This is a genomic window from Amycolatopsis minnesotensis (assembly GCF_039529815.1).
Taxonomy (GTDB): Bacteria; Actinomycetota; Actinomycetes; order Mycobacteriales; family Pseudonocardiaceae; genus Amycolatopsis; species Amycolatopsis minnesotensis.
Genome location: NZ_BAAANN010000040.1, coordinates 1 through 20,790, shown reverse-complemented (window position 1 = coordinate 20,790; position 20,790 = coordinate 1). Strand labels below are relative to the sequence as shown.

Here is a 20,790-nt window from a genome sequence, read left to right as displayed (position 1 = left end):
TGCGCGGTAATGCAGGTCGGGGGTGCGGTGTTTGTGCTGGTCAGCGCATTACGGCGCTACCGCGCTTACCGCGCAGGGGTCAGAGGCCGCGCGGGAGTTCTGCGGTGACGACCTCGGTCGCGCGGCCTTTGCCGCTCGCGGACGGGCGTTTGCCGACCGTGACGCGTCCGGCGTCGATCAGCCCGGTCAGGATGCGTTTGACCTCCTCGGCTTTGTCCTTGTGCTTGTGGCAGTAGTCGGTGCGGATCTCGTCACGGGTCCGGCCCGCCGGACCGGAGTGCGCGATCCAAGCGAGCAGCTTGGTGACTTCCTGGTCGTTGGTCAGCGCGGTGCGGGCGCTGGCGATGGAGTAGCGGACCAGCGCGGCAGCCGCGGTGAGGTGGCCGGTGTCGATCGCGTCGGTGCGGTCGAGCGCGGCGTGGATCGCGGCGATCCGCAGGCAGTACGGGGCGGCGCGGGAGATGAACTGCTCTACCTGCGGGGCGTCGCCGTGGTCGCTGCCGAACTCGACGTAGAGCCGTCGCCACAGGGCTTGTCCGGCCTGGGTGAACCCGAGCGAGCCGAGCTGCCCGCCGGTATCGAGGCGTTCGGCCATCTCGGCACCGATGCCCTTCACGATCGCGTCGGGCGCGCCCTGCCCGCCGGGCAGGAACTGGGTGCGGGAGACCATGATCGGAAGGAACCGGTTGTAGGTGCCCCCGGCCAGGTCCGACGCGCGGACCTTGTCGCGGAACTCCTTCGGGGTGATGTGCCCGATGATCCCGACGTGCGATTCCGGCGCGATGCGCGCGGTGACGGCCATGGTCGAGAGGTCTCCGCCTTCCCACGCGCCGCGCAGCGTGGCGGACAGGCTGTTGCCGTCGCGTTTCATCCGCTCCATCACCCCGGCCCACTCGCCTTCGAACACCAGCAGCCGCCGGTCTCCCGGCGGGAGCCGTCCCCCCGCGCGGCGCGGCGCGTCCTCCGCATCCGTCTCGGTTTGGGCGTTGGGGTCGTCGGTGAACATCGCGGCCAGGCCCTCACCGGAGGTCAGCCCGGATCGCAGGTTGCTGACCATGAAGTCCGGTGCGGCGGCGAGCGCGACCCGTTTCGCGCTGGACCATCCGGCCCCTTTGCGGCCGGAGTTGGTGCGGCCCACGATCAGCGGCCACACCAGCAGCGGGTGCAGGTCGTCCCCGGCCCGCACGTGCGGGCTCTGTCCCAAGTGGACCCCGGCCACCGCGATGAGCGACACGAGCAGGTTCACCGGGTCGCCCTCGGTGTAGTCGGCCACGGAGTCCACCACGGTCCCGAGGTAGCAGCCGAACGCGGCCGGATCGAGCGCGGGCAACTCGGCACGGGCCCGCGCGATCTCCGCCACCGCGGCCGCCTCGTCAGCGGCCAGGTCGGTATCGGCGGGAACGGGGGTGCCGGTATCGGGGTGAGTCACGAGTGAACTCCCTTGCAGAGGTTGAGCAAAATCCCAGAGCGCGCGACCGTCCGCGCTGCACGATGCGGCTAGTTACCGCCACCACCGCGCGGCACCGGTACCCCGGCCGGGACCGGACCGACATCGGCATAGATCGCGTAGCCGAGGAACTCGGCGGTGCCATCGGCGCGGGCCAGGAACACCGGCAGGAAGTAGCGGCCGTGTCCGTCGGTGAGCAGACGACCGGTCACCCCGCCGTCGCCGGACTGGGATCGGTCGCGGGGGTTCGGGGACGGGTTCATGGGCGGGGTCTCCGTTCACGGATCGAGGTCGAGGGACCGGCCCCGGGCGGGGTCGATCGGGTCCGGGTCCGATCGAGCGGACTCGTGCAGCTCAGCCGCGCGAATCGAGCCCGATCGGTCCCGGACTGGTCCACGGGTCGGGACCAGCGGCGGACCGGTGGCGGGATAGGTCCGGGACCGGGGTGGGCGGTGTGCGGACCAGCTGGCCCAGCGCGGTCACGCGGCACACGCCGTCGGGGCGGGCTGGGTGGTCGAGCTGGCGCGCTGCTCGGGCACGACCGCGGTGGCCGCGGTACGGGGCGCGGGCTGCGAGCTGGCCAGGTAGGCGGCCAGGTCGTCGGCGGTGACGAACAGCTGCCTGCCGATCCAGTACGTCGGGAAACGGTGCTCGCGGCTGGCGCCCCACAGGGTCCGGTACGGCACGCTGACGCGGGCGGCAGCCTCCTTCAGCGTGAACAGCGCGGCACCGGCTGGCGGCTGACGGCGTCGGCCGGGTGCCAGGTCCGCGAGTTCCGGCCGCAGCTGCCTCACACCCCTGACACAGCTGGCCTTCGCGGTTTCGGCGAGGCGCCCGGTCAGCGCGCCTACCGTCTCGTAGGGCAGCCCCTCCAGGTGGTGCAGCTCGATGTCTCGCCGCCGAACCGGGGGAAGGCCGTCGAGAGCGGCAGCCAGCTCCGGGGACAGCTCAAGCTCACACTCCTGCTCGTCCTGGCCCCGCAGAACGCGGTCAGCTTCGACGTCGGCGGCCCGCTGCTGCTTGCCCCGCTCCCACAGGTGACGACGCATCACGATCTTGGCCTGCCCGTAGAGCCACGCCCGGAAGCAGCCACCCTCACGCGGCTCGTAGTCCGTGAGGTCGGTCAGCAGCCACGTGAACAGCTCCTGCACCAGGTCCTCGGCGTCGCCGGGGTCCGGGGCGTGCGACCGCATCCACAGGAACATGCGCCGGTAGTAGAGCCGGTACAGCTCGCCGAACGCCTGCGGGTCTCCGGTCTGGGCCGACAACACCAAGGTCTGCACTTCGGTGTCGTCGAGGTCTTCCTGTCGCTTCACCGACACCGGCAGCGGGTGCCACGTGCTCAGCGTGCGAGTCATGATCAGTCCCTTTCGGACAGAGTCGTACCGGGAGCAGGCATGGCGGTGCCCCGGAACGAATGCGAGAAAATTCGGGAATATGGCGCGGAATGCGCTCAGAAACGGGTCAGGCGGCCGACACGGTGGCGCTGGCGTCGAACTCGTCGTGCATGGCGTGGCGGACCTGGTCGATCACCCGGGCCATCCGCATCGCCACCAGGCCATGCGGACCGGCGAACAGCCCCCGCAACTCCTCGTGAGTCCGGTCCAGCCAGTCCAGCCGGTCCACCGGCGTCGACGACGCGGGCGGCATCTCAGCCAGCAGCCCCGACAGCTCAGCCGGAACGAACAAGCGATCAGCCGGAACGATGACGTTCTCCATGATCACGCCACCTCTTCCGCACCGTGGCCGGCCACGTCCGTCCCGGTCTCGGGGTTGTCGGCCTGCTCTGCCGACGCGTCGCCCTCGAAGAACTCGCGGGCGGCGGCCTCCGTGCACTCCCCCAGCCAGATGTTCACCGAGAACCCGGGGATGCGAAGCACACCCCGGCCGGTGCCGATCTTCAGCGCTTCCAGCTCCCCGGCCTCGATCGCCCGGTAGATCGTGGACCGGTGAATGTCCAGCAGATCCGCCAGCTCCTTGACCCGGAACACCCGGTTATCCTCAACCTGCATCGTGGCTCCCAAAGGTTTCGATGTAGGCCCCGGCCGGTGCTCCAACACCGCCGGGGCCGCTTGCGTTTGGTGCGCTCTGTGCGACATCAGCGACGCTAGACTAGACCGACTTGTCCGTCAAGCTTGACCGACAAGCTGGCGCGTAGCCTTGGCTGGCAAGGAGGTAAGGACAAGCCATGGCTAAGGAATCGATCGCGCACCAGATCACCGCAGACCTCCGCGACAAGATCGAGGACGGAACCTACGGCCCTGGTGCACTGCTGCCATCTGAGCCGGAACTGGCGCAGAAGTACGCCGTGAGTCGTCAGACCGCGCGGTCTGCGCTGAAAGCCCTAGAGCACGAGGGGCTTGTCGTCGTGCACTCGACGCGGGGGCGAACCGTACGTAATCGTCCGCCGCTACGACGGATATCTTCTGACCGGCGACACACTTCACGCCGCCAGTCAGGTAAGCCTGAGTTTGATACAGAGGCCATCGCGCAGGGGCAAGTAGCATCGCGGAAAATACTCATGGTGGGCCACGGGGAAACTCCCAAGGACGTGGCGAAAATTCTTGGCATTGAGCCTCACCAAGAAACGGTGATCCGGAAACGTCTGCAGTTGTTAGACGGGGTACCTGCCGTGATATCTACAAGTTATTACCCGCTGCGGGTAGCCGAGGGTACCCGGCTGGAGTCATCTGACGCCTTGTCCGAGGGTCCCGATAACCTCATTGAGCAATTGGGGTACCGGTTTGCACATGGCATGGATTTGCTTCAGGCGCGAATGCCAACTAGGGACGAAGTGCAGTTGTTAGAGCTGGACCCCGGCGTGCCGGTTGTTCGTATGCTACATATCGACTACGACGTTAACGGGGAAACACTACAAGTCGCGGACGACCTATATGCCGCAGATCGACATGAGTTCGCATTCGAGTGGTCCGAACCAGAGTGGAGCGACTAATCATGAATGAGTGGCCGCATAACTGGACGAAGCTAATTCACGGCATTGACTGCGAAATGTGCGAGAACGAGCGACTCGATGTTGATCGCTTTGGTATACGCATTCATGCCGGAACCTACGCCGACGCCTATTTGCAACGCGCCGACGTGCAACGTGGATACACGGTGGTTATCTGGCACGGTCGTCACGTGACCGAGCCAACCGAGTTAGCCGATGTCGAGGCTTCCGGCTACTGGATTGAGGTGCTGGCAGTCGCTCGGGCGCTTATCACTAACTACGAGCCGCTCAAGATGAACTATGAAACCTTGGGAAACTCGCTACCTCACTTGCATACTCACCTGATTCCCCGTTTCACGAATGACCCTCGGCCAGGTCAGCCGTTCCCCCTGTCTGCACAGCAACCGGATGCAAAGATAGAAGAATCTCGACTCTGGTCGGATGCTCAGTTACTACGCCGAAATCTTGGAATGCCAGAACTTTCTCGACCAGCAACCTAAGAGTGGACCTGCTCCTGGTCGGGCCGAGCAGCGGCAGCCCGGACCAGCTGGATGGCGACGAACAGCCGCGAGTGCCGCGGTGAACCGCGCCAGCGCGAGCGTGCCGAACATGGGGTGGCGGTTGCATTACCGCGCACGGTGCGCGGTAATGCAGGTCGGGGGTGCGGTGTTTGTGCTGGTCAGCGCATTACGGCGCTACCGCGCTTACCGCGCAGGGGTCAGAAGCCGCGCAGGTTCGCTGGCGGCCTTCCAGCCGGTGAAAAGTGGCTTACGATCCACTGTCTGGGCCGGGTATATCGCCAGGTGGCTCCAGGGGGATGTCCGTAGCCTTGACGAGTCGAACCTGCCGGGCAGGCTTGTCGTCGTTCTCGTGATCAGTGCTACTGGTCTCGGTGTGGAGGTCCTGGAGCTTCCCGACTTCCTCAGCGAAGCGTGAGAGGTCATGCTCCGGCGTGCCGACGTGGGCGCCGAGCACGTTGTCCCAGGGGACGTAGAAATCCCAGCCTGTCGCGGTACCGACGAGCCAGTCGATGAGTGTGAGCCGCACTCCGTGCTCGTCTACGTACTGGACTTGGCCGACCCAATATCGCAGGCCCGATACCGGCTCGCGCAGCGCTAAACCAACCCAGTAGCCAGCGGCAAGACCCTTCACACTCACTGCTACTCGTCCGAGCCGTCGTCTGACTCGACTGTGAGCCCGCGGTCTGCCAGGAGCGCCGCTACGGCTCGCTTCAGCCACCGCACGTCGTCGCGTGTCTCGACCACGGTCGTGATGAGCGCGGTCGTGTCTTCCTCGGTGCGCGCGGCCCGGGACTCCAGGCCGCGCACTCGGGCTTCAAGGTCGGCGAAGGTTGTCACCATGAGCGGGACTCTACCCGGCCCGCGACGGCCTAATACGGGCGTCGTGTGCACCCTTCCGAGGGGTGTGCGGTACTGCGCTGACCTGCGGTTTTGGGTGGGTCGGTGGTGCATTACCGCGCACGGTGCGCGGTAATGCAGGTCAGGGGTGCGGTGTTTGCGCTGGTCAGCGAGTTACCGCGCTACCGCGCTTACCGCGCAGGGGTCAGAGGCCGCGCGGAAGTTCTGCGGTGACGACCTCGGTCGCGCGGCCCTTGCCGCTCGCGGACGGGCGCTTGCCGACCGTGACGCGGCCAGCGTCGATCAGCCCGGCCAGGAGGCGTTGGTGCGCTACTCCCCCGTCTCATTCCCCGTCTCAGTCCGACGCCGTTCGGACTGGCTGCTGGTGTTGCACAGGTCGGTTCGACCAGGCGGTTCGAGCCGGTACGAACCACCCCGAACGACCAAGCGGAGACCTGAAAAGCGGAAGGTCGCCGGTTCGATCCCGGCCCTGGCCACCATCACTTGACCAGCACAAACAGCCCCCACTGACATCCGGTAGGGGCTTTTTCCACGTTCGAGAGTGCTGCACTCGTAGTTGCAGTCGCCGAGATCAGGATTTCCACAGGTAGCTGTTGAGCCGGTCGGCGATGTCCCGGTGGAGCCTCCGGTTATGTGCCGGTAGCGGCGAAATGGTCGGCATCAGCTCGGAAGGCGCCCTCGGTGCGGCGGCGGAGCCGACAGACGTCCTCGACGAGCTGTCCTTCGATGAATGGTGACCAGACCCCACCGCTCTGCATAACCAGCCGGGGAGGCGCCGGGATCAGTCGATCTCACGTCTCTGGTGGATCAGCCATGGCGAGGGTTCCGACTGGTTGAGTATCTGCGCTTTGGCTTCCTCGGCGAACTGGGGAGCGATCACAGAGAACCGGTCGAGCAGTTCGACAGGCCGCACTGGTGGCCTGTTGCGGGCATGCGCCATGTCAACCACGCACGTCAGAGTGGCGATGCGGTTGAGTTCAAGCTGGTTGAGCAGGAAGTCGTCAGGGGAGACAGCGTCGATGTCGTAGGGAGCGAGCGCGGCCGACGGGAAGTCCTTGAGGTTGGTGGTGACGATGACCGCCGCGTCGGCGCGGACCGCCGCGGCCAGCACGTGCCGGTCCTTCGGGTCGTTGGTCATGGCCGGGATCAGTGGCTCATGTCCAGTAACCAGCGCGTCGGGAAAGGTCGCTCGCATCATGGCGACGCGACGCACCGCGCCGCCTGCTCCTCGGTGAGTTTGATCCACTTGACGAGGTTGCGCCGAACCTCGTCAAGCAACTCTTCGGACCACAACGGCCGGAAGGTTTCTGCCTCCGCCAGGCGCAGGAGCAGATCCGCGGTGTTGAGCGGAATCAGGACGTTGGCGTCGAGGACGGCGGGGAACGGCACTCAACGAGTTTGGATGACCTGATCGGCGCTGTCATCCGGGTCTTCGTGCTCGGCGGCGTCGGCGGTCATCTGGTCGAGCAGTGCCCGGCGATGACGACGGGCGTTGTCCCTGTACGCAAGCAGGTCGGCCAGCCGGACCCGGCGGTGTCGTCCCGGCTTCTCGAACGGGATCTCGCCCTCCTCGAGAAGACGAACCAGCGTCGGGCGGCTGACGTTGAGCATGTCGGCAGCCTGCTGTGTGGTCAGAACCGCGTGCAGCGGCGCGACATTGATCGCCAAGCCGTTGGACAAGGCCACCACAACTTCCCGCAACACCTGGTAGACCTCGTCAGGCAGCGGCACGGATTCGCCGTACGGGCTGGTGAGGGTCGCATGCTGCCCGCTCGGTGCGATGTCCTCAAGAACCTTCATCAGCCTGGCCAGAGCAGGGCTGTTGGCCTCACCAGCGTCAGGTAGCACCGTGTGCGACTCAAGCGCGGACGTCATCGCAGCTTCACTCCCTCCGTTTGCCCGATGTAGGACTTGCCCGGGTCTCGTGCAGGTCCCACGCGAGACCAGCACGAGACCACACATGAGCCACGCTAAACGAAAGAAACGAAAATCGCGATGAGTTGCCCAGCGGATGCGACCCAGCTAACGCTGGCCAGCGTCAAAGCGGCTGGGTGAGCTGGCCGCTCTTACCCTCGGTTGCAGTCCGCGTTGCAGTTCAGAGACGTACAGACCTTGTCACACGTGTCAGATGTCGCTGTTTGCGCAGCTCAGAGGCAACCAGTCGGCCTATGGACGGGCAACCCGAGATCTGAAAAGCGGAAGGTCGCCGGTTCGATCCGGGCCCTGACCACTCGAGTTGTGTACGCGGGTCTGACGACCCAAGAGCCTGCTGCTGACCTGACCCCAGCACCATGTCGTCGTCCGCGTCACCTAGGACAATCCCCCGCCACTCCCTGGGGGGCGTCCCCAGCCCAGCTTACCGGCAGTTTGGGGGTGGGTGGGGTGTGGCGGCGGGTTGTCCACAGGAGGGTCGCAAGTGTGGACAACTTTCGTGGCAGGGGCGCGGGGAAGGGGTGCGCGCGGAAACTCGGTCGGTGTTTTCGGGCGGGGTGGCCATAATCGGCGGTATGCGCTTTGACGACTTCGATCAGCGGGGGTACCCCGAGGTGGACGTCCGCACCGGGTACGGCGCGTGGGCGGCGACCTACGACGGGTCCGTGCTCGACGCCATGGACATCGCGCTCCTCGATCGGCTCAAGGAACCACGATGGTCCACAGTGGACATCGCGGCGGATCTCGGTTGCGGTACCGGGCGCACGGGGGCGTGGCTTCGCGCCAACGGTGTGTCCACAGTGCACGGTGTGGACCTGACGCCGGAGATGCTCGACGGGGCGAGGAAGCGCGGCGCGCACGCGAAGCTGGTCGAGGCGGACGTGACGGCGACCGGATTGCCGTCGGGGCACTACCAGCTCATCACGGCATCCCTGATCGACGAGCACCTCGACGATCTCGCGCCGCTCTACCGCGAGGCGGCGCGGCTCGCGGCGCCGGGCGGCACGTTCGTCCTGGTCGGCTACCACCCGCAGTTCATGATGGTGTCCGGGATGCCGACCCACTACACCGACGGCGACGGCGAATCGGTGACCATCTCGACGAACCTGCACCTGGTCAGCGCGCACGTCAGCGCGGCGCTCGCCGCGGGCTGGCGGCTCGCCGAGATGCGCGAGGCCCTCATCGACGACCACTGGGCCGAGGCCAAGCCCAAGTGGGAACGGTTCCGCGGCCAGCCGATCTCGGTCGCCTACGTCTGGCGCACCGGCTAGGCCGACGACGCGTTCGGCACGGGGCCGATCCACGCGTCCATCATCGCGCGGTAGCGGGGCGATTCTTCGAGCAGCTCGTCGTGCCTGCCGAGCAGCGTCGCGGCACCGTCCATGACCAGCACCTGGTCGGCGCGCAGCGCCGAAGACAGCCGGTGCGCGATCACCACCAGCACACCGCCTTCGCTCGCGCACCGCTCGGCGAACGCCCGCTCCACCCTGCCTTCGGTCGCGGGGTCCACATGCGACATCGCTTCGTCGAGGATGACCACCGACGCCGGGCTCGCGTAAACCCTGGCCAGCGCAATCAGCTGCGCTTCCCCCGCCGAGAGCGCGCCGTGGCCAAGTTCCGCGCCCAGCCCGCCGAGCCGCTGGACCAGTTCGTCCGCGTGCACCGCGCGGCACACGGCGAGCAGGTCCTCATCGGACAGTCCGGTGGCGAACAACGCCAGGTTTTCCCGCACCGTTCCGGCGAAAACGTAGGACTCCTGCGGGCTCAGCGCGACCATCCGGTGCAGCGCGGCCGGGCGCACCGCGTCCACCCGCGCCCCGCCCAGCAGCACCCGGCCGCCCTGCGGGGAAAGCAGCCCGGTGAGCAACCCGGCCAGCGTCGACTTCCCGATCCCGCTCGGGCCGACCACCGCGAGGTACTCGCCCGGCGTGAGATCGAGATCGAGCCCGCGCACCACCGGCTCGGCGTGCGCGCCCCAGCCGAAGGTGAGGTCCCGCACGGTGATCGTGCTGTTCGCCGGTTCCGCGCCACCGTCCCGCGACGGCGGCACCTCACTGGTCTCACCGAGCCTGCGCAACGCGACGAGCAGGCGCAGCACGACCGTGCTCGCGGTCGCGGCGAGCCCGTGCAACGCGGGCTGCAGGGTGTTCGCCAGGTACACGAGCGCGCCGACCGCGGCACCCGCGGTCATCGCACCCGCCGCGACCATGCCCGGTGCCGTGGCCAGCACCAGCAGCAACGGCACGAACCCGCCGACCGCGATCACCACCGTGCGCAACGCGGACGCCCTCGCCAGCCGCATCGCCGCCGACGCCTGCACGCCGACCCGTTCGTAGAGCGCCATCCCGGCGATCGCCTCGCCGCCGCACGCCACCACGTCCCGCATCCCGGCGAGCGCGGCGCCCGCGGTCCCGGCCAGGGCTTCGTCGGCCAGCGCGACCGCGCGCTGCCGCGTCGCGAGCGCGGGGAGGAGGAACGCGAACATCGTCACGGACAGCACCACGGGCACGACGACGAGCCAGGCGAGCGAACCGGCGACGGTGAACAGGCCGGCCATCGCGGCGGCCGTGGTCACGAGCATGCCGCGCGCCTGCACCAGCAGGCCCGCGGTCGCGTCGCGCACCACTTCGACGTGCTGGGTGATCCTGGCGACCCCGCTCGCGTCGGGCCGGTTGCGCGGCGGGTTCGCGTCGTGCAGCACACCCCGCACCACCGCGCGGACCAGCGTGTCCCGGATCGGCTCGACGATCGTACCGAGCCGGTGCCAGACGAGCCGCGAACCGACCGCGCCGAGCACCGCGACCCCCGCGAACGCCAGCAACCACGCGATACCGGCTCCCGCCCTGCCCACGCCGAACCCCTTGTCCACGGACAGTTCCACGAGCCTGCCGGAGAAGAACGCGGGCGCGCCTTCGAGCACCGAACACGCCAGCAACGCGACACCAGCGCGCCACCTGCCCACCAGCGCGGCCCCGTACAGCCGCTCGATGCTCATGCCACCTCCGCGGGGAAAAGCACGTCGCCGGCGCTCACGGCGCCTCCTCGTCGGTGAAGATCGCGCGGTAACCGGGCTCGGCCCACAGCGTGTCGTGCGGGCCGACGGCGCGTAGCCTGCCGTGGTCGAGCCAGGCGACCATGCCGGCGCGCCGCGCGACGGCGACCCGGTGGGTCACCACGATCCTGGTCCTGCCCGGCAGAGTGTCCGAAATGGACGTGTCCACAAGGGACTCCGTCACGGTGTCGAGGCTGGCCGTCGCGTCGTCGAGCACGAGCACGCGCGGGCCGCGCGCGAGCGCCCTCGCCAGTCCGACGCGCTGCGCTTCCCCGCCGGAGAGCGGGGTTTCGGTCAACGGCGTGTGGTACCCCGCCGGCAGCCGGACGACGAGATCGTGCACCTGCGCGGCCCGGCAGGCGGCGCGCACCGCGGCCGGGCCGGACCAGGCGCCGTAGCCGACCGCGTCGGAGACGGTCTCGCCCAGCAGCGACGGCCGTTCGAAGGCGTACCCGAACGCGGCGCGCAGTTCCTCCGGGCGCACGCCCGCGATGGGCACGCCGTCGAGCAGGACTTCGCCCTCGTCCGGTTCGACGAGCCCGCCGAGCACCTCGGCGAGCGCCGACTTGCCCGCGCCGGACCGGCCGACGACGGCGAGCGTGGTGCCGGCGAGCACGGTCAGGTCGACGTGCTCGAGCGCGCCGCGCAGGCCGACATCGCGCAGTTCGATCGTGCCGGGGCCGGGCGGCAGGGAGCGCGTGCCGTCATGGGGAAGCGGCGAATCGAGCACCTCGGCCAGCCGCGTCGCGCCGGAACGGGCCTTGGTGAGCGTGGTGAGCAACGGGATCTGGCTGACCATCGTCATGCCGAGTGCGACGTAGCCGAGCGCCGCGAGCAGGTCGCCGACGCTCAGCCTGCCGCCGAGCACCCCGAACCCCGCGGCGACGAGCACGGTCACCTCCACCGCGGGCAGCAGCAGCGCGGCACGCCACACCATGCGTGCCTGCGTGCGCCACATGCCGCCGCCGGCGGCGCCGAGGCGTGGCAGCGGTTCGAGCACGCGGGCGGCCTCGCGGTCGGCGGTGCCGGACGCCGCGATCGTCCGCAGGCCCGCGGTCGCATCGAGCAGGCGGGCCGAGATCTCGCCCGAAACCTGCTGGTAGGTGAGCACATCGTCGGCGGTGAGCCGCAGGTGGGAGCGCGCGAGCAGCAGCGCGAGCGGCACGCTGCCCGCGAACACGAGCGCCAGCCGCCAGTCGAGCACGGCCAGCAGGGTGATCGCGCCGCACGAGATGACCGACGCGGACGCGAGCTGCACGATGATCGACACCACCGCCCCCGCGGCGACCGCGTCACCGGTGAGCCTGCTGATCGCGTCGCCGTGGACGAAGCCCGATCTCGTGCCGAGCGCGAGGAAGTGCCGTGCCACCGCGCGCCGCAGCCACGCGGTGGCGGAACTGGTGGCGCGGACGGTGAGGATGCCGCCCGCGACGTCGGCGCCGATCTGCACGACGCCGAGGGTGAGCAGCCACAGGATCGCGGGCCAGCTCCTGGCACCGGCGATCGAGGCGTCGACCGCGGTGGCGAGCGCGGACGGCAGCAGCAAGCCGGAACCCGCGGCGAGCAACGCGCTCAGCACGATGAGCGGCATCCGCCCGCGCTGGAGCGCGGTCACCTCGCTCAGCAGCCGATCACCCGGTGCGCGCATCTCACCCCTTTGGACTCGGTGTGCCACCCGGTGCGGATAGGACACAATGGAAAGCGCGGGAGCGGCGCACTTGGCCTGTGCCGCTCCCGCGCAGTCGTTACCGCTATGGCGTTTCATCAAGCGGTCGAGCCGCTTGCCGTGGAACACGTGGCCTCTCTACAGACGCCACCACGCGCGCCACGGTGAAACGGTCCTAGTGGCAGGTGAGCAGGCTGATGGTGCTGTTGTTGCAGGAGGCCAGCAGGCTCAGGTTGCTGCCGCCACCGCCGCCGTGCCCGCCGTCGACGTTCTCGGGGGCTTCCATCGCCTGCAGGTCGAGAACCATGTCCATGGTTATGCCTTTCGCTAGGGTGTAATTCCGCCGGTCACAAGCGACCGGGGTTCGTGGGACGGTACGAGCCGCCGAAGAACGGCAAGGCGGGCACACCGTCGAGGGTGGCGGCGAGCGCGAGGAGCACGCCCGCACCGCCGGTGTTGAGGTCCATCGAGAGCCGGAGGAGCTGGTTCCCCGGGAACGCGATGCCCTCGGCATAGGTGATCGCGTACCAGCTGAACCGGGACAGGTGCAGCGCGACCGCGCGTTCGGTCGCCTCGTCGCGGTCGCGGCGGGCGGCGAGCGCGGTCATCAGGCCCGCCCTGCCGAACATGAGGCCGGGGTGGATGACGAACTCGCCACGGCACGCCTGCCGCAGCTTCGGCAGCTCGGCGACGCTGGCCGCGTCCGGCCGGTACTCGGCGAGTTCCTCGGCGACCAGCGCCACCCCCGCGCTGCCGATGCCGACGTAGGGCAGCGTGCGTGATTCACCGTCGCGGACCTGCAGTGACCCGTCGTCGGTCACCGCGCATTCGTCGAGGTCGCGGCGGAGCGCGTGGTCCGCGAGCGCGAGCCACGACTCTTCGCCGGTACATTCGTAGAGCCGCACGAACAGCAGCGCCGGGCCGGACCAGCCGCTGAGCAGGCCCGCCCTGCCGAACTTGCCTGCCGGTTCGGCCGACGGCAGCGCCTCGGCCAGCCGGTTGCCGATGCCGAGGGCGCGTTCGATGAACCCGGTGTCGCCGCGGGTGCCCGCGAAGTGCAGGAAGTTCAGGCCGATCCCGGCGAGACCGGTGTCGAGGCTGTGCTCCTTCGTCTGCTCCACCATGGTCGCCGCGCCGTCGAGCAGCGCGTCCGCTTCACGGGCGTAGCCGAAGTTCTCGAGCACGTACGCGATGCCGTGCGCGCCGTCGTAGAAACCGGGACGCGCGGGCGGCTCCCGGCGCACGTAGTCGAGCAGCCAGCGCTCGTGCTCGGCGTTGCGGCCTTCCCCCGTCGCGTCGAGCGCGTGCAGCACACCCGCCGCGCCGAACGCGAAGCACGCGCCGCCGACGCGGAACTGCTCGATGTCACCGGGGAACAGCCGGTCCTGACGTTCCGGCGTGGCGCTCGCGAGGATCGCCTGCGCGATGTTCTTGCGGACGAGCTGCCAGTCCGGCGCCGGGTCGTCGAGCGCGGTGGCGGCGGTGGCCCCTGCCCCGCCCCGCGGCGCGAGATCGCGCCGGATCTCCTCGACGTAGCCCTCCGGCAGGTCGAACCGCTTGGCAGCGAAGTCCACCAGGCTGTGCAGCTTGTCCGGTTCGAGTTCGAGGATCGTGTTCAGCGGCAGGAAGATCCAGAGCTTCAGCGCGGCGACCGCGTGCGCGTCGATCTCGAAGTCGGTGCGGTCGGCCGGGGCGCGGAAGCCCGGCGCGCCCAGTGCGGGCCGGTCGCCGCTGCCCGCTTCGAACGCCATCTCGAAGTCGATGATCGACACCGTGTCGACCTCGTCGGTGGTTTCGGTCGCTTCGGCCGTCTCGACGAGGATGTTCAGCGGGTGCAGGTCACCGAACACGATCCCGCGCTCGTGCACCTCGCCGATCATCCGCTCGACCTTCGCGACGAGCGCCATCGCACGGGCCCGGTAGCCGGACAGGTCGGCGTGCTCGGCGTCGCGCCTGGTCAACGGGTAGTTCCTGGCCAGCCACGCGCCCAGCGACTTCCCGCTGACCTGCTCCATCGCCACGAAGTGGTGCTCCCAGACTCCGAAGAGGTCGTACACCTCGGGGACCCCGGTGATCCCGTGGAGCCGTTCGAGCACGCCGTGCTCGCGGTGCAGCCGCGCGACCGCGTCCGCCCCTACCCGGTCGAGCCCCGCGTGCGGTCTCGCCTCCTTGAGCACCAGCTTCTTGCCGTCGGCGAGCCGCTCCGCGAGGTAGACCCCGCCACCGTTGGAGAAGTGCATCGACGAGGTCACCCGGTACGGGAACTGCCGCGGGTCGCCGCCCTTGCGTGCCGCGAGGTGCGGGACGAGGCATTCGGGCAGCGGCTCCCAGTCGGGCACGACGAACCGGGGTTCGCGCTCGTCGGGCACTTTGGTGCCGTCCGGCTTGGTGACCGCCAGTACCCTGGCCCCGTCCGCCTCCACCCACTGCTCGACGAATCCCCCGTACCGGACGTAGAGCGGGCCGTCGCCATAGCGAAGATCGCTGAGAATATAGGGTCCGGGCTGCCCGGCCAGCGCAGATGAAAGATCGACAAGAACATGTTCCAGTTCTTTGTTGTCCGCTGGATAAATAGTGACCAGCTTGCCGCTCGCCTCACGCGGGGCATATTTCGAATTACGCGCCAGCAAGATCGATCTGGATCTGAGGTGCTTGAAGGAATAATCGTTGCGGACGCAGTATCGGTAGACGATCTCCAGCACCTCCTCGGCGTTGCCGAGGCTGGCACTCACGTGAATTTTCCACCCCTGCAAGGGAAGATCATTGCTCGGCAGGTGCAGCGACCGCCAGATGCCGCGGTCCGAAGAAACCCAACCACCCTCCGGCACTGGCAGACTGCCGGCGAAATCATCGTCCGGTGCACCCGATTCGCGCTGTTCATCGAAGAACAGGCGGTCCGCGAAGCAAAAAGCCTCGTAGCGGAGATCCATCGGGGTCCCTTCCGTCACTCGATCGCAGGCACCCTTTCCGGTGCGAGAACCATTCCCGCACAACTGGCGGTCCAAGGCCAATCCGCCATATCGGGGTTTCGGCTGGGCTGTTCGAGGTAGGCATTTAGGCGGCCAACCAGCCAGTAGGCAAACTCTGGGTGAGAACAAGGTCCAGACCAACCACCCTGTTGACCTGTAACAGAATCCGCGAACGAGATAAGGCCAGGTGACACCCGCGAGAGTAAACGTGGCAAAACCGCGGAGGCGGTGAGTTTGTTTCTTTCCAAGGTACTCCGGGGCGAGCCGGTGTGACCCGTTCGGGCCCGGTTTCCTATACTACGAATAGTAGTATTGGAGGACCGGTGATCACAGGATTCGGCGTGGCCGTGGCCGCGTGCTCCGCCGCGGTGGCGGTGTGGAGCTTCGTGCTCGCCGCACGCGGGCGCGAACCCCGGCGCCCACTGCTGTACGCGCTCGGATTCGTCGAGCTGCTGCTGGTGGCGCAGCTTGTGGTCGGCGTCGTGCTGCTCGTCGGCGGCGAACGGCCCGGCAGCATGGCGACCTACCTGGCGTACCTGATCGGCTCGCTCGTCGTGCTGCCCGTCGGCACGGTGTGGGCGCTGGCCGAGCGGAGCAGGTCGAGCACGGTGGTGCTCGGGATCGCCTGCGTCGCCATCCCGGTCATGGTCCTGCGGCTGAGCGAGGTGTGGCATGGCGCGAGTGCGTGACGAGAAGGCGGCCGAAGGCAGGAAGACCGCGACCGGGCCGGGGCGGATCCTCGTCGCCGTCTACGCGATCTTCGCGCTCGCCGCGACCTCGCGGGCGGCGGTGCAGCTCAGCACCAAGTACCACGAGGCGCCGCTCGCGTACCTGCTTTCGGCGTTCGCGGCGGTGGTGTACCTGGTCGCGACGGTCGCGCTCGCCCGATCCGGCCGGACCTCGTGGCTGGTCGCGCTGGTCGCGTGCGGCGTGGAGTTCGCCGGGGTGCTCACCGTCGGCACGCTCAGCGTCTTCGACTCCGCCGCGTTCCCGCACGCCACCGTGTGGTCCGGGTACGGCCAGGGCTACCTCTTCGTCCCGCTGGTGCTGCCGGTGATCGGCCTCTACTGGCTGCGCCGCACCCGCTGACCCCGGCACTCCGCCGCCTTCCGCCCCGGGAGGCCGCCGACGACGTTTAGCCCGCTAAACGCACTTCAGGAGGGCCAGACGAAAAGGGTCAAGGGGGTGAGCAGCGCGGCGAGCGCGGTCGCCACGGCCAGCAGGCGGACACCGAGCGCCGCGGCCGGGCGCGGGTGCCGCAGCCGTTCGATCCGCGCGAGCGTGCCGACCGAGCCCGCGGCGAGCCCACCGGCCGGGGCCGCCGAGGTGCCGAACTTCTCCAGCGCCGAAGCCAGCACCCCGCGGCCGTGCCGCCTGGCCGCGGACTCGTCGGCGCACATCTCCACCAGCAGCCCGATCGCGGTGAGCGCCCGGCGCGGGACGAACAGCCGCCACGCCTGGAACGGTTCGAGCACGAGGTGGTGCCGCTGCCGCAGGTGCGCGCGTTCGTGCGCGAGCACCGCGCGCAGCTCGTCGCCGGTGAGCAGTTCGCGCGCGCCCGCGCTGATCACGATCCGGGGGCGCCTGCCAGGCAGGCAGTAGGCGACCGCGGCCGAATGGTCGAGGACCAGCGCGTCGCCGTCGGTGCGCGCGACGAGCGCGAGCAGCCCGCGGTGCCGCGCGCGCACCCGCGCGGTGCCTGCCAGCAACCGGACCAGGCTCACCACGAGCCAGACGGTCAGCGCGGTCGCGGCGAGGATCACCGGGTTCGGCACGTGCCCCTCGTCGATCACGCGCGCGAGGCCGGGCAGGACCCCGAGGTGGTAGGGCTCGAGCCCGAGTTCGAACAGCAGCCCGATCGCGGAGACCACGCCGGCGCAGAGCACGAGCTGCCACAGCACGAGCGCGGTGCGCGGGCTCGCGTGCGTCCACCGGCCCCTCGGCAGCCACCACATCACCGACACGGCCATGCCGAACGTGACGAAGTGGTGAAGTGCGTAGATCATCGCGGGTTTTCGAGTGCCCGCCGCAGCGCTTCGGCTTCGTCGGTGCTCACCGAGTTCGCGAACCGGACGAGCGCGGGCCCCCGGTCGCCGGTGAGGGCGAGCGCTTCGAGCATGAGCTCGGCGATGTAGTCCTCCCGCGCCGCGGCCGGGGCGTACCGCCACGCCCTGCCGTCCCGCTCCCGTCGCACGAGCCCCTTGTCCGTGAGCCTGGTCAGCACCGTCATCACGGTGGTGTAGGCGAGACCGCGCTCGACGAGGTCGGCGTGCACGGTGCGGACGGTGGCGGGTTCGGCGCGATCCCACAGCGCGTCCATCACCGCGCGTTCGAGCTCGCCAAGCCTGCCCACGAAAGCTCCCTCGTCCGCCTTGCCCCAGCCCGTTGATGCTACCGGACGTAGTAGGTCACGGGTGTTCCCGCTGGGCCGCCCGCCACGCGTCGTGCATGTCCTCCCAGGTGCCCGGCCTGGTGATCAGCGGGGTCGCGTTGGGGGCGCGGAGGCCGTCGAGCACCACGCCCATCAGCCGCTCGCGCACTCCGGGCGGCGCGATCACCTTCGCGGCCCGCTGGCTCCGCAGCTCGCCGAGCAGGAACACGATGTCGTGGGCGTTGATGTCGGCGCGCAGGCCGCCCTCCTTCTGCGTCCGCTCGACGAGCACCTGCACCGCCTCCCGCGCCCGCTTGCTGCGCGCGAGCATCTCCTCGGTCGGCCGGAAGGCACCGGAAATCCCGGGAACCCCGATTCCCGTGTCGGTGCACGCGTGCACGAACCCCAGGAAACCGGCCCAGGCGTCCGGCACGTCGAGCGCGCGCACCGCCTCCCGTTCGGTCCGTTCCATCGTGTCGCGCATGATCGCGCGCATCAGGTCGTCCTTGCTCGGGTAGCGCCGGTAGAGCGCGCTCATGCCGACCCCGGCCCGCTCGGCGATCGCGGACACCGGCGCGTCGACCCCCAGCTCGGCGAACACTTCCCGCGCGGCGACGAGAATGCGCTCGTCGTTGCGGTAGGCGTCGCTCCGGCGCGCTCGCGTCTGCGGTTCGGGAGACATGGGCCACAGCATACGAGGGTGGAACGGAATGCTCCGTTCCCCCTAAGGTTGACGCCATGAGCGCCACTGGGGCCACCACGTACCGGCCGACCGCGGGCCGCATCGCCATCCTCGGCGGGCTGTCGGCCTGCGCACCCATGTCCGTCGACATGTACCTGCCGTCGATGCCGCAGATCGCCGTCGACCTGCACACCGGCGCCTCCGAAGTCCAGCTCACGCTGACCACGAGCATCCTCGGTCTCGCGTTCGGGCAGCTGGTGCTCGGCTCGCTTTCCGACGCGTTCGGCAGGCGGCGGCCGCTGCTCATCGGGCTCGCCGTCTACACGGTGCTGTCCTTGGCGTGCCTCATCGCACCGAACGCGGCCGTGCTGATCGCGCTCCGGTTCGCGCAGGGGTTCGCCGGCGCCGCCGGGCCGGTACTGGCCAGGGCCATCGTGCGCGACCTGACCTCCGGCGCGGCGATGGCGCGGCTGGTGAGCATGCTGATGCTGGTGACGAGCCTCGCGCCGGTGCTCGCCCCGTCGATCGGCGCGCAGTTGCTCGCCTTCGGCTCGTGGCGCGGGGTTTTCGTGGCACTCGCCGTCTTCGGCGCCGTGCTGCTCGTCGCGTGCGCGCTGTGGCTGCCCGAGACACTGCACGCCGAAGCACGGCACACCGGTGGGCTGTCGACGAGCCTTCGCGCCTATCGGACGCTGTTCGCCGACCGCACCTTCCTCGGCTACGCGCTCACTTCGGGCCTCGTCTTCGCGGGCTATTTCGGCTACCTTTCCGGCTCCGCGTTCGTGCTCGAACAGGGACACGGACTGTCCACACAGGAATTCAGCATCGTGTTCGGCGTCAACGCCATCGGGTTGCTGGCCGCGGGGCAGACCAACGCGTGGCTGGTCCGCCGCTACCCGCCGCGGCGCCTGCTGATCATCGGCGTCCTCGCCGGGGCCGTCGCTGTGGTCGCCCTCACCGCCGCCGCGCTCGCCGGGCTCGGCCTGCCCGCACTGCTCCCGCCGATGTTCGTCGCCGTCGCCGCGATGGGACTGGTCGCGCCCAACTGCACCGCACTCGGCATGGCGGACCACCCGTCGATCGCGGGCAGCGCTTCGGCACTGCTCGGGGTGCTGCAGTTCGTCGCGGGCGGGATCGCCGGACCCCTCGTCGGCCTCGGCAGCGCGGGCGGCGCCTCCGACCTGTCCATGGCGCTCGTGATGCTGGCTGGCGGCGTCGGGGCTCTGTTGTTCATCCCGCGGCAGAATGTGCGCCGACGGGGGCGCGGCTCCTGAGGTGATCCGCCGGTCGGCCGCGCTGGCGCCCCCGGCATCACGAATTCAGCGGGCCTCGCCGCACTCGGGTCACGTAGTGCGGTTAGCGGGCTAAATGTCGTTGTGGTGGGTTCGCGAGTAGAACTGGGGGATGCTGGATGCGGGGTGGCGGGTGACGGTCGTCCGGGAGATCCGGGCCGCGCTTCGGGAGCTTTGCCCACGGTCGAGAGTGGCGCTGCGAGGATCGCTGGCGGCGGGGACTGCGGACGAGTACAGCGACATCGACCTGGCGTGGACCGTGCCCGCCGACGAGTTCGCGGCCTGCCTCGACGCGGTCGCGGGCAAGCTGGACGCGGTGCACCCCCTGCTCTCCGCGCGCAGCGATCCCGAATCCGCGCGCCGGGGGCAGCGGCTGCTTTTCTTCCACTTCCGCGACCTGCCCCTGTTCTGGCGCCTGGACCTCGAGGTGCGGGCGGCCCCGACCGGCGACGTCCTGGACGAGCCGGGCTCCGGCGGCTGGTCACCGGCGGCGAGCGCGCTCGCCAACGCGGTCGCCGCGGCCAAGGCGGTGCACCGTCAGCGCCACGAGGTCGCGCGCGGCCTGCTCGACCGCGGGTTCGCCAGGGTCGGCTCGGCGGACCGCGCCACCGGCGACTGGTTCGCCGACATCCGCCGCCTCGCCGCGGCCGCGGTCGCCGCGGAAAGCGCGGTGACGCCGTTCGCCGAACGGGTCACCGCCCTGCTCGACGACTGACCACACCCCCAGCACCCGGGTCCGGGCCCCAGCGCCCCCACGACATTCAACCCGCGAACTGCACGCCACCCCCCTCCTCGCCCACCAGCGCCCGCCCGCGACGTTTAGCCCGCGAACTGCACTCCAGCCCACCCGCCGCTCCCCGTGCCCGCCGAGCGCATTTACCCCGCGAACTGCACCAGCCGCCCCCACCTCAGCCCGCTCGCCGCCCGCCCGCGACGTTTAGCCCGCTAAACGCACTCCGCGACCCACCCCCACCCCCACTTCGCGCGCCTACGAAAGGTCCACTCGCCCGCCTACCCCCGAGTGCCGCGAGGCCCCCGCCGCAGGCGCGG

At 69.4% G+C, this 20,790-nt stretch carries 24 protein-coding genes and 1 tRNA gene; 8 read left to right on the top strand and 17 right to left on the bottom strand.

All coding sequences use genetic code 11. The annotated features are described in order from the left end of the window. Positions 1 to 79: 79 nt before the first annotated feature. The 5 genes from ABD256_RS35830 to ABD256_RS35810 all read right to left on the bottom strand — a co-directional run bounded on the left by ABD256_RS35830 (position 80) and on the right by ABD256_RS35810 (position 3,459). Positions 80 to 1,429, bottom strand: a complete 1,350-nt coding sequence (locus ABD256_RS35830) for a DUF3987 domain-containing protein (RefSeq protein WP_344429330.1) — start codon at positions 1,427 to 1,429, stop codon at positions 80 to 82. A 68-nt stretch (positions 1,430 to 1,497) separates the two neighbouring features. Then, positions 1,498 to 1,710, bottom strand: coding sequence for a hypothetical protein (locus ABD256_RS35825; RefSeq protein ID WP_344429328.1), 213 nt, complete (start codon positions 1,708 to 1,710; stop codon positions 1,498 to 1,500). A 216-nt stretch (positions 1,711 to 1,926) separates the two neighbouring features. Further along, positions 1,927 to 2,805: a sigma-70 family RNA polymerase sigma factor gene (locus ABD256_RS35820; RefSeq protein ID WP_344429326.1), complete on the bottom strand. Its 879-nt coding sequence runs from the start codon at positions 2,803 to 2,805 to the stop codon at positions 1,927 to 1,929. A 106-nt stretch (positions 2,806 to 2,911) separates the two neighbouring features. Beyond that, positions 2,912 to 3,166 (bottom strand): hypothetical protein, encoded by a 255-nt coding sequence (locus tag ABD256_RS35815; protein ID WP_344429325.1) that lies wholly within the window; start codon positions 3,164 to 3,166, stop codon positions 2,912 to 2,914. Between the two features lie 2 nt (positions 3,167 to 3,168). Next, entirely contained in the window at positions 3,169 to 3,459 is a 291-nt protein-coding gene (locus tag ABD256_RS35810; protein WP_344429323.1) for a helix-turn-helix domain-containing protein, read from the bottom strand. Between the two features lie 176 nt (positions 3,460 to 3,635). Here ABD256_RS35810 and ABD256_RS35805 point away from each other — a divergent pair, with 176 nt between their 5' ends. After that, positions 3,636 to 4,400: a GntR family transcriptional regulator gene (locus tag ABD256_RS35805; protein ID WP_344429321.1), complete on the top strand. Its 765-nt coding sequence runs from the start codon at positions 3,636 to 3,638 to the stop codon at positions 4,398 to 4,400. Positions 4,401 to 4,402: 2 nt separating this feature from the next. Further along, entirely contained in the window at positions 4,403 to 4,897 is a 495-nt protein-coding gene (locus tag ABD256_RS35800) for an HIT family protein (protein WP_344429319.1), read from the top strand. 268 nt (positions 4,898 to 5,165) lie between these two features. Here the strand turns inward: ABD256_RS35800 and ABD256_RS35795 are convergent, their stop codons facing one another. Next, complete coding sequence (locus tag ABD256_RS35795) at positions 5,166 to 5,555, bottom strand: hypothetical protein (RefSeq protein WP_344429317.1); 390 nt, start codon at positions 5,553 to 5,555, stop codon at positions 5,166 to 5,168. A gap of 2 nt (positions 5,556 to 5,557) precedes the next feature. Further along, on the bottom strand, positions 5,558 to 5,758 hold the full coding sequence (locus tag ABD256_RS35790; RefSeq protein ID WP_344429315.1) for a hypothetical protein: 201 nt from the start codon (positions 5,756 to 5,758) through the stop codon (positions 5,558 to 5,560). A gap of 401 nt (positions 5,759 to 6,159) precedes the next feature. On the opposite strand from ABD256_RS35790, the gene ABD256_RS35785 reads away from it, so the two are divergent. Continuing rightward, positions 6,160 to 6,255: transfer RNA gene (locus ABD256_RS35785), tRNA-Phe, on the top strand. A 302-nt stretch (positions 6,256 to 6,557) separates the two neighbouring features. On the opposite strand, the gene ABD256_RS35780 is transcribed toward ABD256_RS35785, so the two are convergent. Genes ABD256_RS35780 through ABD256_RS35770 form a run of 3 tightly spaced genes read right to left on the bottom strand, consistent with a single transcriptional unit; the run spans position 6,558 to position 7,651 of the window. Further along, positions 6,558 to 6,989 carry a VapC50 family PIN domain-containing toxin gene (locus ABD256_RS35780; RefSeq protein ID WP_344429313.1) on the bottom strand — a complete coding sequence of 144 codons (432 nt, stop codon included), beginning with the start codon at positions 6,987 to 6,989 and terminating at the stop codon, positions 6,558 to 6,560. Continuing rightward, the gene (locus tag ABD256_RS35775) at positions 6,971 to 7,165 is read right to left on the bottom strand and encodes a PIN domain-containing protein (protein ID WP_344429311.1); all 195 of its coding nucleotides are present in this window, start codon (positions 7,163 to 7,165) and stop codon (positions 6,971 to 6,973) included. The genes ABD256_RS35780 and ABD256_RS35775 overlap by 19 nt, the downstream gene beginning before the upstream one ends. After that, positions 7,166 to 7,651 carry a helix-turn-helix domain-containing protein gene (locus ABD256_RS35770; RefSeq protein ID WP_344429309.1) on the bottom strand — a complete coding sequence of 162 codons (486 nt, stop codon included), beginning with the start codon at positions 7,649 to 7,651 and terminating at the stop codon, positions 7,166 to 7,168. It lies immediately after the preceding gene. A 632-nt stretch (positions 7,652 to 8,283) separates the two neighbouring features. Between ABD256_RS35770 and ABD256_RS35765 the strand changes: the two genes are divergently transcribed. Continuing rightward, positions 8,284 to 8,979, top strand: coding sequence for a class I SAM-dependent DNA methyltransferase (locus ABD256_RS35765; RefSeq protein WP_344429307.1), 696 nt, complete (start codon positions 8,284 to 8,286; stop codon positions 8,977 to 8,979). On the opposite strand, the gene ABD256_RS35760 is transcribed toward ABD256_RS35765, so the two are convergent. The 4 genes from ABD256_RS35760 to lanKC all read right to left on the bottom strand — a co-directional run bounded on the left by ABD256_RS35760 (position 8,976) and on the right by lanKC (position 15,356). Continuing rightward, on the bottom strand, positions 8,976 to 10,703 hold the full coding sequence (locus tag ABD256_RS35760) for an ATP-binding cassette domain-containing protein (protein ID WP_344429305.1): 1,728 nt from the start codon (positions 10,701 to 10,703) through the stop codon (positions 8,976 to 8,978). The two genes, ABD256_RS35765 and ABD256_RS35760, sit on opposite strands and share 4 nt — an antisense overlap. Before the next feature lie 34 nt (positions 10,704 to 10,737). Beyond that, the gene (locus ABD256_RS35755; protein ID WP_344429303.1) at positions 10,738 to 12,408 is read right to left on the bottom strand and encodes an ABC transporter ATP-binding protein; all 1,671 of its coding nucleotides are present in this window, start codon (positions 12,406 to 12,408) and stop codon (positions 10,738 to 10,740) included. A gap of 193 nt (positions 12,409 to 12,601) precedes the next feature. Beyond that, positions 12,602 to 12,739, bottom strand: a complete 138-nt coding sequence (locus ABD256_RS35750; protein WP_344429301.1) for a SapB/AmfS family lanthipeptide — start codon at positions 12,737 to 12,739, stop codon at positions 12,602 to 12,604. A 34-nt stretch (positions 12,740 to 12,773) separates the two neighbouring features. Next, positions 12,774 to 15,356 carry a class III lanthionine synthetase LanKC gene (gene lanKC / locus ABD256_RS35745; RefSeq protein WP_344429451.1) on the bottom strand — a complete coding sequence of 861 codons (2,583 nt, stop codon included), beginning with the start codon at positions 15,354 to 15,356 and terminating at the stop codon, positions 12,774 to 12,776. A 362-nt stretch (positions 15,357 to 15,718) separates the two neighbouring features. Between lanKC and ABD256_RS35740 the strand changes: the two genes are divergently transcribed. Then, positions 15,719 to 16,084 carry a hypothetical protein gene (locus ABD256_RS35740; RefSeq protein ID WP_344429299.1) on the top strand — a complete coding sequence of 122 codons (366 nt, stop codon included), beginning with the start codon at positions 15,719 to 15,721 and terminating at the stop codon, positions 16,082 to 16,084. Further along, complete coding sequence (locus ABD256_RS35735; protein ID WP_344429297.1) at positions 16,068 to 16,484, top strand: hypothetical protein; 417 nt, start codon at positions 16,068 to 16,070, stop codon at positions 16,482 to 16,484. The genes ABD256_RS35740 and ABD256_RS35735 overlap by 17 nt, the downstream gene beginning before the upstream one ends. 65 nt (positions 16,485 to 16,549) lie before the next feature. Here ABD256_RS35735 and ABD256_RS35730 read toward each other — a convergent pair whose 3' ends face one another. Genes ABD256_RS35730 through ABD256_RS35720 form a run of 3 tightly spaced genes read right to left on the bottom strand, consistent with a single transcriptional unit; the run spans position 16,550 to position 18,448 of the window. Continuing rightward, complete coding sequence (locus ABD256_RS35730) at positions 16,550 to 17,401, bottom strand: M56 family metallopeptidase (RefSeq protein ID WP_344429295.1); 852 nt, start codon at positions 17,399 to 17,401, stop codon at positions 16,550 to 16,552. Beyond that, entirely contained in the window at positions 17,398 to 17,748 is a 351-nt protein-coding gene (locus ABD256_RS35725) for a BlaI/MecI/CopY family transcriptional regulator (RefSeq protein ID WP_344429294.1), read from the bottom strand. Before ABD256_RS35725 ends, ABD256_RS35730 begins: the two co-directional genes overlap by 4 nt. A gap of 55 nt (positions 17,749 to 17,803) precedes the next feature. After that, positions 17,804 to 18,448 (bottom strand): TetR/AcrR family transcriptional regulator, encoded by a 645-nt coding sequence (locus ABD256_RS35720; RefSeq protein WP_344429293.1) that lies wholly within the window; start codon positions 18,446 to 18,448, stop codon positions 17,804 to 17,806. Between the two features lie 56 nt (positions 18,449 to 18,504). Between ABD256_RS35720 and ABD256_RS35715 the strand changes: the two genes are divergently transcribed. Together ABD256_RS35715 and ABD256_RS35710 are read left to right on the top strand one after the other, a co-directional pair. Then, on the top strand, positions 18,505 to 19,722 hold the full coding sequence (locus ABD256_RS35715) for a multidrug effflux MFS transporter (RefSeq protein WP_344429290.1): 1,218 nt from the start codon (positions 18,505 to 18,507) through the stop codon (positions 19,720 to 19,722). 130 nt (positions 19,723 to 19,852) lie between these two features. Beyond that, the gene (locus ABD256_RS35710; protein ID WP_344429288.1) at positions 19,853 to 20,455 is read left to right on the top strand and encodes a nucleotidyltransferase domain-containing protein; all 603 of its coding nucleotides are present in this window, start codon (positions 19,853 to 19,855) and stop codon (positions 20,453 to 20,455) included. Positions 20,456 to 20,790: the final 335 nt, after the last annotated feature.